Below are 18938 nucleotides of genomic sequence, written 5' to 3'. Positions count from 1 at the left end.
CCGGCCCCCGGCCCGGAGGTGGGAGTCGGTATCGGCGAACCATTGATAGGGTCCCCCTTTCACCTGGCCCGCCGACCGGCCCGCGCCCCGCCCGCCGTCGGCGGTCCGGCACCGAGGAGGACGGCATGCGCATCGAACAGCTGGAATGCATCGCGGCGGTGACGCGAACCGGTTCGCTCCGGCGTGCGGCCGTCGATCTCCACCTCTCCCAGCCCGCGTTGAGCGAGACCGTGCGCAACCTCGAACGCGAGCTCGGCGTCGACCTGTTGGACCGCCGCCGCTCGGGGGCCCGGCTCAGCGAGCAGGGCCGCGAGCTGCTGCCCCACATCGTCGAGGTGCTGGAATCGGTGGACCGGCTGCGTCGCGCCGCGCACGACCAGCACCACAGCAGCCGGACGGTCCGCGTCGGCACGGTCAACGCGGCGACCGTGCCGCTGCTGATGCCCGCCATGCGGCAGTTCCGCGCCGCCCATCCGGCCACCCAGGTGGAGGTGGTGGGCACCCAGCAGGAGGACATCCACCGCGGCCTGCGGGAAGGCGCGTTCGACCTCGGACTCGTCAACTACCTCCAGGGCGACGACACTCCGCCGGACATGGAGACCACCGAGCTGCTGCGCGGTCGCCCGGTCGTCTGCATGCGCCCGGACAGCCCGCTCGCCGCGCTGGACGTCGTCACACCGGCCGAGCTGCTGACCGAGCCGGTGATCGCCATGCGCGCCGGATACGTGATGCACCGGTACACGCACCGTCTGCTGGAGGGCCGCACCCCGTCCTTCTCGTACGCGACGGACGGCGCGGAGGTCGGGAAGCTGATGGTCGCCGAGGGCCTCGGCGTCACCGTGCTCCCCGACTTCAGCGTCGAGGGCGATCCGCTGGAGCGGGCCGGACTGCTCACCTGCCGCTCTCTCTCGGACACCGCCACGCGCGTCCTGGTCGTGGTCCAGCGCCCCCGCAGCGGCTCCTTCCCGCGAGCGGCCCGCGAACTGCGCGCCGCACTGGTCGAACAGGCCGCCCTGCACACCCGCACGCGGACGGAGCACGCCCCGGCGGGCGGCGACGCGTGAGAGCCGTGAGCCCGGCGGGGGACGGACACGCCCGCGCGCGTCCGTCCCGCGCGACGGCCCGACGGGTGCAACGGGGTCCACGGCGCGCAGCGGGGTTCACGGCCTTCGGAGGGGGCGTCGGAGGCAGGGGCCGGAGACACCCGAAACCGGCCATGGAACGTTCACGGCCCGGTGCCGGCGGGCATCCCGCCCGACGCCGGGCGGGGGCAGCGCATCAGGGCCGCGGTCTTGTCCGCGAGGCGGACCGGGCGGACGAGCCGGAAGTCGGAGCGCTCCAGTGTCTTGCAGATGGAGGTGTTCGCGATGTCGGGCTCGGTGACGATCTGGGAGGTGGCGGGCGACTGGCGGAACAGGGCCGCGGTGAGGTCCTGGACGAAGCGCGTGCCGAGCCCGCGGCGGGTGAGCGCCGGATCGATCACGGCTATGTGGAATCCCAGGTCGTGCGCACCCCAGTCGCCGTGCGGAGCCAGTACCGAGTCGGTGAGCAGGTACACCTCCACGTAGGCGAACAGCCGGTCCTCGTACCTGACGAGGAAGGGCCGGTTGGTGCCCCCGGCGGCGGCCCGGACGAAGTGCTCGGTCCAGCGCTCGGCCGGCCACACCCGCCCCCAGGTGCGCACCAGATAGTCCTGCCGCATCCGGGTCGACAGCAGTTCGCCCTCCCCCGCCGCGCCGGTGAGGAGCGTGGCGGACCACGGAGGCCGTACGTCCAGTCTCGCGTCGAGAAGAGTGTCAGGCATGGGCGCCCTTTCGCGGGCCGGCGTCGCGGGAGCCGCCTCCCGTGATGGCCCGGCCGATCTCGCCGGCCCGCACCGCCGTGTTGCTGAGCAGGCTGGAGCCGAGGCCGTGACTGTGTTCGGTGGCTCCCTGGAGATACACCGCGGCGGGGCCGCGCAGACCCGTCTCGACGCGGTAGTCACGCCTCACCCGGACCCGGTCGTGCTCGTCGGTGAGCAGATGCGGCGCGAGTCCGGGCAGCACTTCGCGCGGGTCCGCCGGCCGGTATCCCGTCGCGTGGACGAGGACGTCCGTGTCCAGCAGCCGACGTTCGCCGGTCGCCAGGAACTCCACGGTCACCCGCACCGAGTCCCCGGTGGTGCGCGCCTCCACGAGTCGGGTGAGCCCGTGCACGTGCAGCCGTTCGTGGCCGCGTACCTTCTCCTGGTAGACGCGGCGGTACAGCTCGTCGATGAGGTCGAGGTCGACCACCGAGTAGTTGGTGCTGCGGTGGCGGTCGAGCATCATCCGCTTGACGTCCTCGGGAGCCCCGTGGAAGAGGTCGACGGCCCCCGGGTCGAAGACGCGGTTCACGAAGGAGCTGTCGTCGGCGGGGGAGTAGCCGTAACCGCTGAACACGGCGTGGACGTCCGCCCCGGGAAACGCGTGGTGCAGATGCGCGACCGCTTCCGCGCCGCTCTGCCCCGCGCCCACCACCGTGAAGCTGCGCGGCCGGGGCGAGGGCAGCCGCCCGAGCCGGTCGAGGAGTTCGCCGGTGTGCCATATCCGGTCCGACAGTGTCGCGCCCCCGGGCAGGTGCGGGCGCAGTCCGCACGCCACGACGACGTTGCGGGCCCGCTGCACGAACGGCTTCGACGGCAACGCCCCGCTGTGAGCCGTCACCTCGAAGTGGCCGACTTCACCGTTCTGCTCGACCGGTCGCACGTCGACGGCCTCGGTTCCGTACGCCACCTCCTTCTGGAAAGCGGCCGCGGCCCATTCCAGGTAGTCGTGGAACTCGACACGTGAAGGGAAAATGATCTTGTGGTTGATGAAATCGGCGAGTCTCCCGCGGTCGTGCAGATAGGCCAGGAAAGTGAATCGGCTGGTCGGGTTCCTGAGGGTGACCAGGTCTTTCAGATGGGACACCTGCATGGTGGTGTCGTCCAGGAGCATGCCGCGGTGCCAGCCGAACGCGGCCTGCTTCTCGTAGAACTGTGCCGAGACCCGGTCGGCCTCGGGCACGGCGGCGTTGTGCTCGGCCAGAGCGATCGCCAGTGCCAGGTTCGACGGGCCGAAACCGATGCCCACGACGTCGAGCACGTCGGTTCCTCCGGGGAATTCCTCTGCCACTTCTGCTACCTCCTCGGTGCCGGTCGAGGCGTCGGCGCCTGTCGCTCGCCCGTCGCCCGTGTGCGTCAGGCGAGATTCATCACCGCGGGCGAGAGAAGGCAGACGCCGTCGAGCAACGCCATCACCTGCCCGGTGTGGGGGTCGGGCCGCACCGTCGCAAAGGCCGGCAGATCCAGCGGAATCCGGAACCGGTACACCCCGCCCGCGGGGATCTCGACCGGTTCGCTCACCCACGAGGGCAGGACCGGCTCGTCCTTGGTCTGGAACGCGAACCCCACCGCGCCCCGCACGGTGTGCGGCCCGGGGTTGACGATGTCCCGGGTCAGCACCGCGGCGGTCCGCCTGTCGGCGGGGAAGTCCACCGGGCCGAGGATGCGGGGAGCCGTCTCGGGCGACTCGGCGGTGGACCAGTGCAGGTCTCCGCAGCGCCTGCACTGCTCGGTGAGGACGGTCAGGCCCCGCTCCACCCGGTGCCGCAGCTTGATCCGGAAGGCACGCGGCCGGTCGCAGCCGACGCAGTGGATCTCCTCCCGCGCCTCCTGGTCGAACAGCGGGGACGAGTCGCCGAGGAAGTCGGCTCCCTCACGCTGCGCCGAGGCGGCCGCCCGCCGGATCAGATGGTGCTGCGCCTCGGCCACCTCGTCGGCCAGGAGCGCGGCCCGCGCGGCCGCGTCCGCGGCGTCGGGACGATAGGCCACCTCCCGGATACGCCGACGCAGGGCGAGGAACTCCTCCTGCGCGCCGTCCAGTTCCAGCCAGGGCAACCGCTCGCACCTCGGGAGAACGACATCGGACAGGTGGCGCAGGGTCTCCAGCGCCGCTTCCTCGTCCGCGCCGGAGCCGGCCGGCGCGCGGGACGGCTGCGGCGTCTGCGGTCCGGCCGGAGGCGTCAGCACCAGGCCGGGGTCGCCGAGCAGCCCGAAGGCCGCCATGCCGCCCCGGTGCCCCCGCTCCCCGGCGTTCAACCGGGCCACGATGTCGCCCAGCGGCAGCCCCGCGGCCACCCCGTCGAGCACCTCCCGTTCCAGCCCCGGTTCCGCCATGTGCGAGCCCATGCCCCCGATGACCGCCACGGTCGTCCCCTCCAGGAACCCCGTGCCGAGCGACACCTCGGGGGGGAAGGCGGAAGCGCCGACCGCGACCGTCGAGCAGCTCTGGGAGAAGACGAGGACGGCGTTCAGGTCCATGGCCCTGACGCGCTGCTCCTCGGCAAGATCACGGCGGTAGCACCCCTCGCCCCGCAGGCACGACGGGATCCTGAAGCCGTCCGGCAGCGGCGCCGGGGGGCCCACACCGTCGTCCGACCGCCCGCAGATCACCGCGTCCGGCATCCCCGCACTGCATTCCCGCCCGTGCAGGTGGTAGACGACCAGTCGGTTCCGTTCGGTGAACAGCCGGTCCATCTCGGCCTTCTCGACCGCGTCGGCGTCCAACTCGTCCTGATGGAAGGGATTCGACACCACGAACGTCCCGTCCCGCGCGCCGGCCTCCGGCACGAGGGTCCGGTAGACCAGGCACAGCAGGGAGGCCGGCGTACGTCCGGTCAGCACGCCCACCCGGGGATTGCCCGCCGCAGGCCAGTCGCCCACGCGGGCGAGGTCGGACGCCAGCCCCACCAGGGCGACCGGGCCCGTCCCGGCCACGGCCGAGGCGAGCCCGGCCGGGTCGACGTGCAGGTGCGGGCGCCCGGTCGCCACGGCCAGCAGCCGCCCTGCCGCGCGCGAGACGGGGCCCCCGGTGGACACGACGGTGCCCGTGCGCGGCGTCACCTCCACCGCGGGCAGCTCGCCCACCAGCCGGCTGAAGCGGTCCAGCGCGGGGCCCGCCGGCAGGGGGAAGGGGTCGCCCGGCCGCCACCGCGCGGACCGTTCGACCGCCTCGGACGGGTCCGCGTAGACCTGGACGGGCATGGTGTCGGTCAGGTTCTTCATGCAGGTGACTCCTCGTTCGTCTCGGGCACGGCGGCGGGGGTCCGGAAACCTGGCGCGGGCCCGCGGACCAGGTTGCCGAGTTCCGCGTCGAGGGCGGGCGCGCCTTGCAGCGTCCGGAAGCTCCCGCCGGTGTGCACGAAGACGGCCCGTGCCCCTCGGGGCACGGTGCCGCCGGCGACGAGCTGGGTCAGGCCCACGGCCGTCTTCGCCGTGTACGTCGGGTCGAGCAGGGTCTGCTGGTGCGTGAGCCAGCGCCGGATCTCCGTCACCTCCGCCCGCCCCCAGCGGTCGTAGCCCCCGCCGCGCGCCCCGTCGTGCAGACGGACCCGCTCCGGCCCGGGCAGCGCCGTGCCCAGCGCCTTCTCGCCGTCCGCGTGCTGCCGGTCCATCTCCGCCAGGACCCCCGCGGGCCCCGTGCCGAGACAGATGCCGTGCACCTGCCAGGGCAGGTCCAGCAGGGCCGCCACGATCGCGATCCCGTAGGCCGTGCCCCCGGATCCCGCGGCCGTCAGGACGTGGGTCGTCCGACCGTCCGCGGGCAGTTGGGCCGCCAGTTCGAGCCCCAGCTCGACGCTGCCGAGCAGACCGGGCCAGTCCGTCACGCCCGGCGGTACGGCATACGGGATCTCGCCCTCGTCCCGCAGACGGGCCACGACGTCGGCCAGCAGCTCGGGCCAGCGGTCCCAGGCGGTGTGCTCGTGCCAGGTGACGTCCGCGCCGAGGAGTCCCACCAGGAGGTAGTTGCCCGCTGCGGAGCGCGGCCGTTCCTGCACGTCACCGCAGTAGACGACGTGGGCCCGCAGCCCGGCCCGGGCGGCGCCGGCGGCGACCATGACCGCCTGGCTGGAGGGCACGCTGGCGGTGGTCACCAGGGCGGTCGCCCCGCCGGCCCGCGCGTGGGCGACCACGTGGGCCAGTTTGCGGACCTTGTGCCCGCACCCGAGGTCGTCGAGACGGTCCTCCCGCTTCACCCACAGGTCGACCCCCAGCACGGAGCCGAGCGAGGGCGCCGGGTCCAGGGGCGACGGCACCCGGATCTCCCCGTCGGCAGCGGTGAGCCCGGCGCCCGGGAAGAGGGCGGCGACCGTGGTGGGAAAGTTCGTCATACCGCCTCCTCCGGCATCGTGCCGTGGACCGCCGGCCGTGCGGCGGCGACGGCTGCGGGCCCGGCCAGCACGTCCTCCAGGACCAGCAGGTTCATCGCGGTGGACCCCAGGCAGGCGAGCGCCTCGAAGGGCGACTCGACGATGGGTTTGCCACGGACATTGAGCGAGGTGTTGATGACCATCGGCAGGCCGGTCAGCTCGGCGAAACGGGTGATCAGCGCGTGCAGCCAGGGATCCTCGTCCTCCTGCACGCACTGCACCCGGGCGGTCCCGTCCACGTGCACCGCGCTCGGCGCGTCCCGTACCGTCCGCTCCAGCGCGCGCGTGGTGAACAGCATGTACCGGTTGGGCTGCCCGTCGAAGTACGTGTCGAAGTGCTCCCGCAGGACGATGGGGGCGACCGGCCGGAAATCCTCCCGTCCCTTGATGCGGTTCAGCCGGTCACGCATCGTCGGGTCGACGGGGGAGGCCAGCAGACTGCGCATGCCCAGTGCACGGGGCCCGAACTCCATGCGGCCCCGGAAGACTCCGACGACCTCGCCCGCCGCCAGCCGACGGGCGACCGCGTCGAGCATGGCCTCCTCCTTCAGCCGCACATGGGGCACGTCCGCGTCGGCGCACGCCTTTTCGCAGGCCGCCGAGGTGTGGGAGGTGCCCAGCGCCGCCGACCGGAACGTCATCTTCGGGCCGCCACCGCGCCGGATCGCGCTGAGCGCCGCCGCGCCGACGGCCGTGCCGGCGTCGTGCGCGGCCGGCTGGACGAAGATGCCCTCGATCCGGGGATCCCGGGCGAGGCTGCCGTTGGCGACGCAGTTGAGGAAGGTGCCGCCGGCCAGACACACGTTGCGCAGACCGGTGTTCTGGAGCCAGTGACCGACCACATGGTGCAGGGCCTCCGTCAGCCGGTCCTGCGCCGACCGCGCGATGTCCTGGTGCCGCCGCGTCAGCGGCTCGCCCGGTCGGCGGGCGGGACCGAGCAGAGCGCCGAGCGAGCGCAGCGCGGCCAGATCCAGGACGTACGAGCCCGCGGGGCCCAGCCGGAGGATGCGGGCACAGGCGTCCTGATGGACCGGTTCGCCGTAGGCCGCCAGGCCCATCACCTTGAACTCGTCGGAGAACGGCTCGAATCCCAGGTGGGCGGTGAGCATCGAGTAGAAGATCCCCAGCGAGTTCGGCAGGTCCACTCCGCCGATGCGTTCGAGGGCACCGCCCCGGCCCCGGTAGACGGAGGTGGCCGACCGCTCGCCCGCGCCGTCGGCCACGACGACGAGCGCCTCCTCGAAGTCGGAGCAGTGGAACGCCGAGGACGCGTGCGCGAGATGGTGGTGGTATTCGCGGAAGGGGATCTTGGCCAGCTTCTCCGGGAAGACACGGTCCCGGTAACGGCGCGGAATGTCGTAACCGCTGCGCATGGCCTGGCGCAGATTGACGAGGCTGAAGAAGGCGGTCAGCTCCTCACGGAAACCGGAGACGCGTTTGCCGGTGAAACAACCCGTCAGGCTCCGCAGGTGTGTCCACCGGTGGTAGGAGTAGCCGATCTCGTCGATGTCGTCGACCGTGGCGTCCACCGCGGCGAGCCCGTGGTAGAGCGACGCGACCGGAAGGTAGGTCTGATAAGGGCTGTACGTCCGGCCGTGCTTGATGCCGGTGAACCGTTCGTCCTCGACCGCGAAGAGGATCTCGTCCTGGTCCAGCACCGCGATCGACGGGTGCTCGAAGTAGCTGTTCATACCGATGATCAAGAGTTCGCTCCTTGGATCACGCGACGCCGCTGGGCCGCGCGGAGGTTGCCGTCGTAGAACCAGGCGCAGTCCAGGCCGCCGACCGCCGCGCCCACCGTTCGTTCCAGCCACGGTGCGACGAGCTCAGCCGGGTCCGCCCCGACGCCGAGACGGTCCCAGTCGGCGTGCTCCGCCGGAGGCGGCTCCAGCAGGGGAGCGCCGCCGAGCCGACTCAGGTCCGGATCGAGGACGGTGGCCAGTTCCCCGGCGTCGAGGAAAGGGGTCAGTTCCTGGGTTCTCGCCAGCATGGTCCGGTAGGCGGCCGTGTAGTCCTGCTGCACCGAGCCCCCCACGGCGACCGCGCCCGGCAGCATCGAACGGACCAGATAGGCCAGGACGCGGTCCCCGTGCAGGTCGCCCGCGCGCAGCGCGGCGGCGACCACCGCCGGATCCTCCAGGTCCAGCGGGGCCGGCGAACCGTCGTGCTCGCTCACGTAACCGCCCTCCGTGCGGACGAGTGCCACCAGACGTGAGCCCCTGCGCAGCCAGAACCAGTCCGGCGCGGCCCGGTTGACGACCAGGTTGTCCGGCGAGGCCACGATCTCCCGCTTCACGGCGAGGAAGGCGGACCGGACCGGAGGGTCGAAGAGCAGCCGCCGCACCGGGGAGCCGGGATGCTCCACGTGCAGGGCCAGTGCCTCGGCCGTCGTCGCCTCGTCCAGCTGCACGCGCCGCACTCCCCGGTCGGTCCCGAAGCCGGACCACAGCTCGGTGTTGCACACCCGGTACGCCGTCGGGGCGTCGGGAAAGACCCGGCCGACGAAGCGTGCGGCCAGGGACGGCGGCAGCGCGGTGGGCCCCGTCGGACGAAGCACGATCTCCACCGGCCCGCGCAGCGCGCAGAAGTTCGAGCGGCGGTACTCGTTCCTGGAGCGGCCGAACACGTCGTACCTGCCGCCCGCGACGCCGAGGAAGACCGGCCCGGTGGGCGGGACCCGCCGGGACAGGCAGACGACGGTCGTGCACTGGCTGTTGATCGCCACGGGGAGCCCGGCGTCGGCGGCCGCCCGGTGGAAGAGCACGTTGTTGAGGCAGGTCTCCCGGTCCAGCAGCAGGTTCGCGTGATCGCTCTGCTGGATCACCGGACGGCGCAGCAGAGTGTCGGCCGCCTCCGGTCCGCCGTCCGCGTCGCGGGCCACCGCCTCCGCGAGCAGGGAGAGCCAGGGACCGGCCGAGCCGGACGGCCGCTCGGGCGGGATCAGCGAGCGCAGATAGGAGCGCAACGGAACGTCCCAGGCGTCCGCCAACCGCCGTCCGAACCAGGAGCCGGCGTCGAGCAGCCGGGGCAGCAGAGCGGGAGCACCGGCCGGAACCGGGGGGAGGTCCACCTCAGCCCCCCACCAGCGAACGCGCTTGTGCCACCACCGCGGCGATCTTCTCCTCGGGCGGCGCCGCGGCGTCCAGTTCGAGCAGCACGGTGCCTCGCAGGTCACCGTCGACGGCCCGGCGCCGGTAGTCGTCGTGCAGTTCCCGGTACAGGTCGTACCAGCGGTGCACCCAGGCGCTCTTGGCGCTCTCCGACGGGAACTCCCTGGGCCTGCGGCCCTCGGCCTCGGCCCGGGCCAGCCGCTCCAGCGAGAGCTCCGGCTCCGGATTCATCAGGACGATCAGGCCGGGGTTGGGGATGCGGGCGTTCAGTTCCCTCGACACTTCGGTGTACGCCCGTTCCTGGGCGGCGGTGATGTTGCCGGTGCCCACGTGCTCCCGGACGAACATCGCGTCGTCCAGGTGCGAGCGTTCCATCACCATCGTGCGCCCGCGCCGGACGAGGTTGTCCAGCAGCAGCAGATGGCGTTCCAGCATGAACGACAACTGGATGGGGAAGGCGAAGTCCGCCGACGCCGAGAACATGAGTTTGAGGTAGCGGTGGTGGAACACCCGTTCGCTGACGCCCACCGCGTCGGCTCCGTCCTCCCGCAGGCTCTCGGCGACCGTGTCGATCAGCGTCGTCTTCCCCGCCGCGGTGTTGCCCGAGATCGCGATGTAGCGGCCCGCGCCGTTCGTCCGCCCGCTGTCGTCGGGCGCGACGTCGTAGAGGTTCTGCGCGACGGCCTTCAGCCGGTCCGCGGTGTCCTGGTCGAGGGTGGTCATCGGTCCTCCCCGTACACGCCGTGGGCCACGGCCGCGGCCAGTCGGCGCAGCCATTGCGGCACCGCCGGATCCTCCAGCGCCTCGCCGTCGAAGCAGTACCTCGGGCGGTACAGGCGGGCCCGCAGAGCTGCCGCCCGGGCCTCCACCCGGTCCGCCGGGGCGCCGTCGACCACCACGTCCGCGATGACGTCGGCCAGTTCCACACTGTCCGCCTCGGTGGCCCCGCAGCGGGTCACCTCGGCCGAGGAGAGCCGGAAACCGGCACCGCGCACACCCGGCACGCCCACCCGGTTCACCGCGACGCCGGCCTCGAACAGGGTGTCCGCCATGGAGACGCCCTCGTCGTCCGACCGGGTGTCCAGCCACACCTGGTGACAGCCGGTGAAGCCCCGTTCGGCGGCGGCCACCGAGGCTCCCCGCTCGTGCAGCCGCCCCGCCAGCGCACGGGCGTTGGCCAGGACCGCCGCGCCGTAGCCGGCACCGTCACGGTCCCGCAGTTCCAGCAGGGTCACCGCCAGGGAGAGCACCTCCGCGGGATGGTGGTGGCTGACGAGGTCGGCGGTCGACGCGGCGATGCGGCCGGCCAGGTCCTCCCTGCGGGTCGCCAGGAACGCTTTGTGCGGGCCGGCGAGGGTCTTGTGCGTCGACCCGCCGAAGGTGTCCGCTCCCTGGTCCAGCGGGTTCGGCAGCGCCTTCGACAGGATGAGGCCGTTGAGGTGGCTGGAGTCGAAGTGCAGAAGCGTCCCCGGCGACTCCCGCTCGATGGCCGCCCGTAACGGTGCGCAGTCCAGCGGGAACAGCACCGTCGACTGGTCGAGGTAGACCAGCGCGGGCCGTTCGGTGCGCAGCAGGACGTCGAACGCCTCGCGGTCGACCGTGTGGGCGTCGGCCATGGGGAGCGTCAGCACCCGCAGCCCCAGCCGCCGCGCCACCCCGGACGTGCTCATGTGGCCGCCGGCGTCGGTCGGAATGAGCACGACGGTGTCCCCGGGCGAGGCCAGGGCGCTCATCGCCGCCGTCATGCAGTTCAGCCCGGAGACCGGCTGCGGATTCACGAACGGCGCGTCGGCCTGGTCGCGCAGGAGTGGGACCAGCGTCTCCTGCTCGATCTCTCCCGCGCCCGTCCCGCCGAAGAACGACCAGGCGCCGAACATCCGCTTGTGGTCGAAGAAGTAGCGCGCATAGGCGTCCAGCACCATGGGCACCCGGGCCAGCGGTGACAGGACGTTCTCACTCGGCACGAGGTTCAGCGTCGCTCTGGCACGCTCCTGGTCGCGGGCGAGCGCGGCGAAGAGACCGGTCACCGACTCCCGGGTCGCGGCGGGAAGCGCCGTCGTGTCCGTCAAGGTTTCCTCCGTGCGGTGATCGAATAGGTGCGCGGGGCCCGTGCGAACGGGCCGCCCTCCAACTCCCGGTCGAACAGCGGGACCGGGCTGTCCGGGTGCTCGCCCAGGCTCGTGAGCTCCAGACCGGCGCCGACGAGGGCGTTCACGACATCCCCGACCGGGTGCTGCCAGCGGTACTCCTGGTAATGGATCGGCGCGTCGCGGTCGGTGTAGGTGCCGGACGTCGCGGCCGGTGGCGGGTCGGCCACGCCGAAGTACGAGCCGTGGCCGCTGACGGATCCGGGCAGGGCCAGCTCCAGCACCGGGTGGAACTCCACCAGCAGGAAACGGCCCCCCGGACGCAGGGCCCCGTGCACCGAGGCGGCCCACGCGGACAGGTCGTCCAGCCAGCACATGACCCCGTAGCTGGCCACGGCCAGGTCGAAGCCGCGGAGCCCGGCCGGCAGATCCTGCACGTCGGCGCGGTGGAACTCGGCCGGCACGCTCAACTCGGCCGCCAGGGAGCGGGCTTCGGCCACCGCGGTCCGCGAGAAGTCGACCCCGGTGGCGAGGGCTCCGCGCCGCGCCCAGGAGATGGTGTCCAGTCCGAAGTGGCACTGGAGGTGCAGCAGCCGCGCACCGGTGACGTCACCCGCCTGCGACAACTCTCGCTCACCCAGGGTGCAGCGGCCCGCCCGCACCGACGGCACGTCGTAGAACGAGGAGTCCAGATGCACTCCGGTCCGCAGGTCCCACGCGTGCTCGTTGACCCGGCGGCGGCGGGCCCGGAGTGCGGTCACCGGATCGCCTTGATGGCCAGTTCGTCCGGCCGCTCGGCCCACCTCCTGGACACCTCGTCGGTGATCCGCGTCTGGCACACGCAGCCGAGACAGGTCGCGTCCGTCCGCACGTCGAGGTCCGTGCGGTGCGCGCGCGCCGTCGCGCCGTTCGCCACCCGGAACAGGTCGTCGGTGTCGAAGATGTTCCCGTAGGGCTCCATCGGGAAGCAGGGGCGCACGGTGCCGTCGTACTCGAGGACCGCCGACCGCCAGGGCGCGTTGCAGCGGGGCTCCGGCATCTGCCCCCGGCCGTCCAGCGCCCGGTAGTAGTCGACCAGTACCGAGCGCAGGTGGCCGGGTGAGTCGTTGAGGAACCCCGAGGCGAAGTCGGCCGCGTGCGTGCTGATCAGCGCCGACAGCTCCGTCTCCAGCGCGTCCAGGTCGGTGCCCCGTACGCTCAGACCGTCGACGTAGGCACCGTCGATCACGCCCTCGCGCCGGAAGGCGGCCTCGTTGTGGAGGTCGACCCCGGAGAAGCTGATGCCGTCGACGCCCAGGTCACGGGCGGCGGCCACGGTCGCCCGCAGATGCGGGGCGTTCATCCGGTGCACGGCGCAGCGCGCCGCCACCGGGAGGTCCGGGGCCTTCTCCCGGACGGCCCGGACGCCCGCCCGCAGACGGCCGTAGGCGTTGCCGCGACCACGGACCTCGTTGTGCACCGGTTCGGGGCCGTCCAGGCTGACGGTGAGGGTGTCGCACGAGGTCACCACCTGGTCGGCCATCCGTTCCAGCAGCAGGCCGTTGGTCAGCATGTCGAGACGGATGCCCTCGTCGCGCACCGCGGCACACACCTCGGCCATCTCGGGATGGAGCAGGGGTTCGCCGCACAGCACCACCCGGGACACGCCGCGCTCCCGCCAACCGGGGGCCCAGCGGGCGACGTCGGACGCCGCCAAGGTCCTGCCGGGGGGTTCCCTCCAGATGTCGCACATCCGGCAGCGCGCGTTGCAGCCGCTGTTGATCCAGAAGAAGATCCGGCTCAGGTCAGCGGCTAGACTCGCTCCCCGTCCGGACTCCACGGCCGGCGTGTCATGGTGTCGGCCCCGCTGGGTGCCGCTTTGGTCTGGATTGGACAACTCCCTGCTCCCTTCCCAGTAGCAGTCGATCGTGAGGAACACGCATGCTTGATCTGGACGTGATTCGTAAGGACAGGGCTGCCACGGCCGCCGCGCTGGCCAAAAGGCTGGACGCCGCCGAGGTGGAGCGCGCGCTGTCCGCGATTGTTGAGCTGGACGTGAGCAGGCGGGACCTCGTGGGCCGCATCGCGGACGAGCAGCACAAGCGCAAGGAGGCGGCCCGCGCCTATGCCGCGGCCAAGCGCGCGTCGTCCGGTGAGCCGCCCGCGCCGCCCACGGACACCAAGGCGGTGGTGGCGGCGCTGGAGGAGGAACTGGCCAAGGTCGAGGCCGCGTTGCACGAGGAGATGAGCGCCCTGCCCAACCTCCCGGCCGACGACGTGGTGGCCGGGGGCAAGGAGAGCAACCGGGTCCTGCGCGAGTGGGGCACCAAACCGACGCTGTCGGAGGTGGTGGACCACACCACCGTCGCCAAGGAGTACGGCCTGGTCGACTTCGCCCGGGGCGCGAAGCTCGGCGGCGCCGGTTACTGGATGTACACCGGCTACGGCGCCCGCCTGGAGTGGGCGCTGCTGAACTGGTTCATCGACCAGCACATCGCCGCCGGTTACACCTTCCTCCTCCCTCCCCACATGCTGCTCGAGTCGGCCGGCTTCGCGGCGGGGCAGTTCCCGAAGTTCCGCGACGACGTCTACCACATCGCCAACCCGGACTCCCACCGGCCGCAGTTCCTGCTGCCGACGTCGGAGACGGCCATTCTGGGCGCCCACCAGGACGAGATCTTCGCCGAGGGCGACCTCCCGCACCGGGCATTCGCCTACACCCCGTGCTACCGGCGGGAGCGGGCCGGAGCCCACTCCGACGAGCGCGGTACGGTCCGCGGCCACCAGTTCAACAAGGTCGAGATCTTCCAGTTCACCACCCCGGAGCAAGCACCCGAGGCCTTCGACTCGATGGTCAGGCAGGCCGAGTCCCTGCTGGAGGGCCTGGGGCTGCACTACCGCACGTCGCTGCTGGCGGCGGGCGACGCCAGCGCCTCGATGCGCAAGACGCTCGACGTCGAGGTGTGGATGCCGCACGTCGGCGGATACAAGGAGGTCTCCTCGGTCTCCTGGGCCGGTGACTACCAGGCCCGCCGGGCCGCTATCCGCTACCGCCCCGCCCAGGGCAGGACGAAGTTCCTGCACACGCTGAACGGGTCCGCCCTGGCCACCAGCCGCATCCTTCCCGCGATCCTGGAGCAGCACCAGCAGGCGGACGGTTCCGTGGTGATCCCCGAGGTCCTGCGCGACCGGGTGGGAACCGACCGGCTGGTCCGGCCGAAGAGCTAGAGCGCCCATACGTCAACCCTCCGCCAGTCCTCCACCACGGGCATGGGCGTGCGCCACAGCGCCAGGGCGTCGAAGCGCGCCCGTACCGGCAGGGACAGGGCGATGGAGGCCGCGGCGCGTTCCCTGAGCTCCGCCGGTGCGTCCAGATAGGCCAGGCTCAGGTGCGGCCGGAAGGGCTCCTCGCCCACGGGGCCGGCACAGATCCGGACCGCCGTGCCGAACGCCGCGTCCAGACGAGCGTTCGGTGCGGCGCCCAGGAAGAGCGACTTGTGCAGCGGCTCCTCCGAGGCGAGCGTGGTGAACTCGACGTCCAGCGGGCCGAGTTCCGACGCCAGGTCCGCCGCCCGGCGGCGGGCCTCGTCCTCGGGTGCGTCGAATCCGCCGACCAGCGTCAGGTGCGGTGCGAAGGGCGGTGAACCCCACCGTGTCGCCAGCCGGCCGATCTCCGCCCGCAACGCGGGCTCGTCCCGCGCCGCGGGATGGAGCCAGAGAGACAGGTGGCTCAGGGGGTTCACCTGCCCTCCCCGCTCACCACCGGTAGTCCAGGGCGAGCAGAGCCGCTTCACGGACCGTGGCGTCGAGGTCCTTTTCGGTGAACCAGCTGTCCCAGTCCCGGGTGGCCAGGCAGGGACGGAACTTCATGTCCGCACCCAGGCGCAGCGAGTGTGACTGCTCCATGCAGCGTGCCGCGTCGCCGCAGGAGCCGCAGCGCAGGCCCGACGGGGGACGGAACCCCCGGATGAACACTTCTCCGGGCCGCTTGCCGGCCGGTGCGACCGCGCGGGCGTTTGCCTGCTCGACGATCTCCTCCAGCCGTTCCAGCGGATAGGTGTCCTCCCGCTGCTCACCCTCCGGGAGCACGGAGAAGACCTTCACGTCGACGCCGTTGTAGGTGAGCAGGTCCAGGAACGCGTCGGCACGGTCGAGGCAGTCGACGGGGACCGGAAGGTTGAATCGCAGACTGAAGGCGCCGGACCTGGCCCGTTCGACGGTGGGCAGCAGCCAGTCGGGGATTCCCCAGGCGCCGCCCGTGCCGGCCTCCTCCAGCGGCTCGGTCTGGAGGGAGACGTGGATGCGGGCCAGCCCGGCGTCCATCAGGGCGTCCAGCCGCTTGGGCAGATAGGTTCCGTTGGTCGTCACGCCGACGTCGTCCACGTGCCTGCGGGCGACGCGCACGAATTCGTCGATGTCCTGACGCAGCAGCGGTTCACCGCCGGTGAGCTGTACCCGGGTGAACCCGGCGCGGACGGCGGCGGCGATCGCACGGTCAGCGTTCTCGGTGTTCATCTTGCCGGACGTGGGCGCACCCTCGTTGTGGCAGAAGCTGCACGAGAGGTTGCAGGTACCGACGACCGACATGCGGAAGTAGAGCTCCCGGTCGCTGATGGCCTCGGCGAGGGTCTGACCGCGGTCGGCGAGTCTCTGCTCGATTTCGGATACGACCGAAACCCTTTTTTCCGGCGGAATTCTCTGTCCTATTGGTGCCAAGTCGAGACTGACTCGCACGCTGATCACCCTTCCGTCTTTTACATCTTGCGAATTTCTCCACAAATTGCATAGAGCGGGCTTTCGCCGTGCCGAACGGGTTTTCGGACGAGCGAGAAAAGAAACGCTAGCAGCGGCCTCCGGAGCTGTCCAGGGTCCATTGAATGGTCAGGGGAACCTAAGTAGACCGAGGTCAAGTCTCCTTCTACGCAAGGGAAGTGAGGGTGAATCCGGCGGAGCGGGGCGGTCTTGATCGGTCGGTGGAGCCGGGGTAGCCTCGGCGCGGATGGCGAGTAAATGGATTGTTCAAGCCCGGGGTGTTCGGAAGGCGTACGGGCGTGTCGACGCAGTCGGAGGGGTGGACCTCCATATGAGCGCCGGGGAGATCGTCGGCCTTCTCGGGCACAACGGTGCAGGCAAATCGACCACCATCCGAATGCTCGCTGGACTGAGCAGGAGAGACGCAGGGCACCTGCGGGTGCTGGGCCACGATCCGGACGTCGCCGGCCCCCGGATCCGGTCCCGGACCGGGTACCTCGCCCAGCGCAGCGTGCTGGACGCCGAGCTGAACGTCCGCGACAACCTGGAGGTGCAGGCCGGGTACTTCGGCCTGCGGCGGGCCGCGGCGCGGCGTCGCGCCGACGAACTTCTGGCGCTGTCGGGACTCTCCGACCGCGCACGCGCCCGGGTCGGCTCCCTCTCCGGCGGCATGGCCCGGAAACTCGCGATCGGCCGCACCCTGGTCAACGACCCCGACCTGCTGCTCCTCGACGAACCCGCGTCCGGACTGGACCCCCAGGCCAGACAGGCCGTCTGGTCGCTGCTCGGGGAACTGCGCAGCCGGGGCGTGGCACAACTCCTGACCACCCACCACATGGAGGAGGCGCACGCCCTGTGCGACCGGATCGTGGTGCTGGCCGGCGGACGGGTCGTCGCCGAGGGCACCCCGCAGGAGTTGATCGCCCGGCACGGCGGAGAACGCGTGCTGGAGCTGCGGTTCCGCGCCGGTGGGGCCGAGGCCGCCGCCACCCTCCTGGCCCCGTACTTCCCCGGTCTGCACACCGTCGGAGAGCATCTGCTGGTCCCCACCGACGACACGGGGCGGGCTCTGGCCACGGTGCGCCGGGCGTCGGCCGACTTCGAGGCGGCCGTGGTGCGACGTGCCTCCCTGGAGGACGCCTATCTCGCCCTGACCGTGCCGGAGGGGAGGAGATGAGGAGCGGTGCGGTCTGGTGGCGTGGCGTCTACCTGGTCATGGAGGGATCGGCCCCGCGGTACCGGGGCAACTGGCGCATCTGTCTGGTATCCGGATTCGTCCACCCCACCCTCCTGCTCCTGGCCCTCGGCCTGGGGGTCGGCGGCCTCCTCGACGGAGGGGAGCAGGAACAGCGGATCGGCGGCGGCGTTCCCTACCTCGAATACCTCGCTCCGGCGATCCTCGTCGTAGGAGCGGTACAGACGGCGGCGGGGGAGGCCATCCACCCGATCATGACCGGACTGAACGGGGAACGCACCTACCACGCCACGGTGTCCACCCCCATCACCCCGGCCCAACTGGCCGTCGGCCATGTGCTCTGGGTCGCCGCACGGATCGCCGTGACCACCCTGTGCACCTGCCTCGCCGTCCTCTTGCTCACCGCCGTTCCGCCCGGCCCGGTGCTCGGCGCCGCGCTCGCGGCGTTCCTCTGCGGCACGGCGTTCGCCACCGCGCTCAGCGCCCTCACGGTGGTCATGGCCGAGGGGACGGGGCTGATCCAGCTGGTCACCCGCGTGCTGAGTCCGCCCATGGTGCTCCTGTCGGGTGCCTTCTTCCCCTTCGGTCTCCTTCCGGCCTGGCTCCAACCCGCGGCGTGGGCGCTGCCGCTGTGGCACGGCGTCGCACTGGCGCGCGGCGACGGCGGCGCGCTCCCGCACCTCGGCTACCTGCTGGCGTTGCTCACCGCGGGCACCGCGCTCACGGTGACCCGTTTCCGGCGGAGGCTGACGGTATGACGACCGCACCCGCCCGGGGCCGCCGCCCGGCGCTCGCCCTGACGGGCCTGTACGCCGGACGCGCCCGGTCCGTGGTGAGGCGGGCCGCCCGCGCCCACCGCCACCAGTGGCTCGACCTCGCGGCGGGACTCGTGGAACCACTGTGCTACCTCGTCCTGTTCGGCGCGACGCTCGGCGCGCTGATCGGTGACGTACGAACGCCGTTCGGCCCGATGCCCTACACCGCGTTCCTCGGACCCGGACTGCTCGCCTCCGCCATGATGTCGAGCGCGGTCGCGGACACCAGCTTCAAGGTCCTCTTCCGCCTCCGGCACTCCCGGCTGTACGACGTTCTTCTCGCCACCCCGCTGGGCCCCGTCGACATCGCGCTGGGAGAGATCGGCTGGGCGCTGGTGCGCAGCGCCGGCTACGCCGCAGTCTTCCTCGCCGTCCTGACCGCCATGGGCGAGGCACACACCTGGTGGACGCTCCTCGCCCTCCCCGCCGCGGTGCTGACCGCGTTCGCGTTCGCCGCGACGGGCATGGCCGCGACGACGTTCCTGCGGAACTGGAAGGACCTCGACCTGATCTCGCTGGCCACCCTGCCGATGTCCCTCCTGTCCACCACCTTCTTCCCGTTGAGCGCCTATCCCGGGCCTCTCAGGCCGTTCGTCGAGGCCGTGCCGCTCACCCACGCGGTGAGGCTGCTGCGCGGACTGTGCTCGGGCGCGCCCACCCCCGACCTGCTGCTGAACGCCGGATACCTCGCCGCCGTCGCGGCCCTGGGAGTCCTGGTGACCGGACGGCGCCTGGCCACCCTGCTGCTCGACTGAACCGTCCCGATCGCCGGAGGCCCGTGCGGTCCGCC

17 protein-coding genes are annotated in these 18938 nt (G+C 71.8%); 5 read left to right on the top strand and 12 right to left on the bottom strand.

The genetic code is table 11. The features are described 5' to 3' along the window. The first annotated feature begins 125 nt into the window (after positions 1 to 125). Positions 126 to 1064 carry a LysR family transcriptional regulator gene (locus Q0994_RS26535; RefSeq protein WP_299539154.1) on the top strand — a complete coding sequence of 313 codons (939 nt, stop codon included), beginning with the start codon at positions 126 to 128 and terminating at the stop codon, positions 1062 to 1064. Positions 1065 to 1225: 161 nt separating this feature from the next. Here the strand turns inward: Q0994_RS26535 and Q0994_RS26530 are convergent, their stop codons facing one another. The 10 genes from Q0994_RS26530 to Q0994_RS26485 all read right to left on the bottom strand — a co-directional run bounded on the left by Q0994_RS26530 (position 1226) and on the right by Q0994_RS26485 (position 13226). After that, positions 1226 to 1804: a GNAT family N-acetyltransferase gene (locus Q0994_RS26530; protein ID WP_299539152.1), complete on the bottom strand. Its 579-nt coding sequence runs from the start codon at positions 1802 to 1804 to the stop codon at positions 1226 to 1228. Further along, positions 1797 to 3134, bottom strand: coding sequence for a lysine N(6)-hydroxylase/L-ornithine N(5)-oxygenase family protein (locus tag Q0994_RS26525; RefSeq protein WP_299539150.1), 1338 nt, complete (start codon positions 3132 to 3134; stop codon positions 1797 to 1799). The genes Q0994_RS26530 and Q0994_RS26525 overlap by 8 nt, the downstream gene beginning before the upstream one ends. Before the next feature lie 65 nt (positions 3135 to 3199). Further along, the gene (locus Q0994_RS26520; protein ID WP_299539147.1) at positions 3200 to 5065 is read right to left on the bottom strand and encodes a hypothetical protein; all 1866 of its coding nucleotides are present in this window, start codon (positions 5063 to 5065) and stop codon (positions 3200 to 3202) included. Further along, positions 5062 to 6171: a 1-aminocyclopropane-1-carboxylate deaminase/D-cysteine desulfhydrase gene (locus tag Q0994_RS26515; RefSeq protein ID WP_299539145.1), complete on the bottom strand. Its 1110-nt coding sequence runs from the start codon at positions 6169 to 6171 to the stop codon at positions 5062 to 5064. The genes Q0994_RS26520 and Q0994_RS26515 overlap by 4 nt, the downstream gene beginning before the upstream one ends. Continuing rightward, positions 6168 to 7913 (bottom strand): carbamoyltransferase C-terminal domain-containing protein, encoded by a 1746-nt coding sequence (locus Q0994_RS26510; protein WP_299539142.1) that lies wholly within the window; start codon positions 7911 to 7913, stop codon positions 6168 to 6170. The genes Q0994_RS26515 and Q0994_RS26510 overlap by 4 nt, the downstream gene beginning before the upstream one ends. Beyond that, complete coding sequence (locus tag Q0994_RS26505) at positions 7910 to 9280, bottom strand: hypothetical protein (RefSeq protein WP_299539139.1); 1371 nt, start codon at positions 9278 to 9280, stop codon at positions 7910 to 7912. Before Q0994_RS26505 ends, Q0994_RS26510 begins: the two co-directional genes overlap by 4 nt. A gap of 1 nt (position 9281) precedes the next feature. Continuing rightward, positions 9282 to 10043, bottom strand: coding sequence for a deoxynucleoside kinase (locus tag Q0994_RS26500; RefSeq protein ID WP_299539136.1), 762 nt, complete (start codon positions 10041 to 10043; stop codon positions 9282 to 9284). Next, the gene (locus Q0994_RS26495; RefSeq protein WP_299539132.1) at positions 10040 to 11389 is read right to left on the bottom strand and encodes a hypothetical protein; all 1350 of its coding nucleotides are present in this window, start codon (positions 11387 to 11389) and stop codon (positions 10040 to 10042) included. The genes Q0994_RS26500 and Q0994_RS26495 overlap by 4 nt, the downstream gene beginning before the upstream one ends. Then, positions 11386 to 12168, bottom strand: coding sequence for a bifunctional 2-polyprenyl-6-hydroxyphenol methylase/3-demethylubiquinol 3-O-methyltransferase UbiG (locus Q0994_RS26490; protein WP_299539130.1), 783 nt, complete (start codon positions 12166 to 12168; stop codon positions 11386 to 11388). Before Q0994_RS26490 ends, Q0994_RS26495 begins: the two co-directional genes overlap by 4 nt. Beyond that, complete coding sequence (locus Q0994_RS26485; protein ID WP_299539375.1) at positions 12165 to 13226, bottom strand: radical SAM protein; 1062 nt, start codon at positions 13224 to 13226, stop codon at positions 12165 to 12167. Before Q0994_RS26485 ends, Q0994_RS26490 begins: the two co-directional genes overlap by 4 nt. A 101-nt stretch (positions 13227 to 13327) precedes the next feature. Between Q0994_RS26485 and serS the strand changes: the two genes are divergently transcribed. Further along, positions 13328 to 14614: a serine--tRNA ligase gene (serS, locus tag Q0994_RS26480; RefSeq protein WP_299539127.1), complete on the top strand. Its 1287-nt coding sequence runs from the start codon at positions 13328 to 13330 to the stop codon at positions 14612 to 14614. On the opposite strand, the gene Q0994_RS26475 is transcribed toward serS, so the two are convergent. Both Q0994_RS26475 and Q0994_RS26470 read right to left on the bottom strand, forming a co-directional pair. Beyond that, entirely contained in the window at positions 14611 to 15129 is a 519-nt protein-coding gene (locus Q0994_RS26475) for a 2'-5' RNA ligase family protein (RefSeq protein WP_299539124.1), read from the bottom strand. The two genes, serS and Q0994_RS26475, sit on opposite strands and share 4 nt — an antisense overlap. Before the next feature lie 13 nt (positions 15130 to 15142). Then, on the bottom strand, positions 15143 to 16120 hold the full coding sequence (locus Q0994_RS26470; RefSeq protein ID WP_299539122.1) for a radical SAM protein: 978 nt from the start codon (positions 16118 to 16120) through the stop codon (positions 15143 to 15145). 265 nt (positions 16121 to 16385) lie between these two features. Here Q0994_RS26470 and Q0994_RS26465 point away from each other — a divergent pair, with 265 nt between their 5' ends. Genes Q0994_RS26465 through Q0994_RS26455 form a run of 3 tightly spaced genes read left to right on the top strand, consistent with a single transcriptional unit; the run spans position 16386 to position 18903 of the window. Next, positions 16386 to 17315, top strand: a complete 930-nt coding sequence (locus tag Q0994_RS26465; RefSeq protein WP_299539119.1) for an ABC transporter ATP-binding protein — start codon at positions 16386 to 16388, stop codon at positions 17313 to 17315. Beyond that, positions 17312 to 18091, top strand: a complete 780-nt coding sequence (locus tag Q0994_RS26460; RefSeq protein ID WP_299539117.1) for an ABC transporter permease — start codon at positions 17312 to 17314, stop codon at positions 18089 to 18091. The genes Q0994_RS26465 and Q0994_RS26460 overlap by 4 nt, the downstream gene beginning before the upstream one ends. After that, a complete protein-coding gene (locus tag Q0994_RS26455; RefSeq protein ID WP_299539115.1) occupies positions 18088 to 18903 on the top strand; it encodes an ABC transporter permease in 816 nt (271 codons plus the stop codon). The genes Q0994_RS26460 and Q0994_RS26455 overlap by 4 nt, the downstream gene beginning before the upstream one ends. Positions 18904 to 18938: the final 35 nt, after the last annotated feature.

The sequence above is a fragment of the uncultured Streptomyces sp. genome (assembly GCF_947488945.1).
GTDB lineage: Bacteria > Actinomycetota > Actinomycetes > Streptomycetales > Streptomycetaceae > Streptomyces.
The sequence above is the reverse complement of the archived record's forward strand: the minus strand, read 5'-3'. Positions and strand labels throughout refer to the sequence as shown.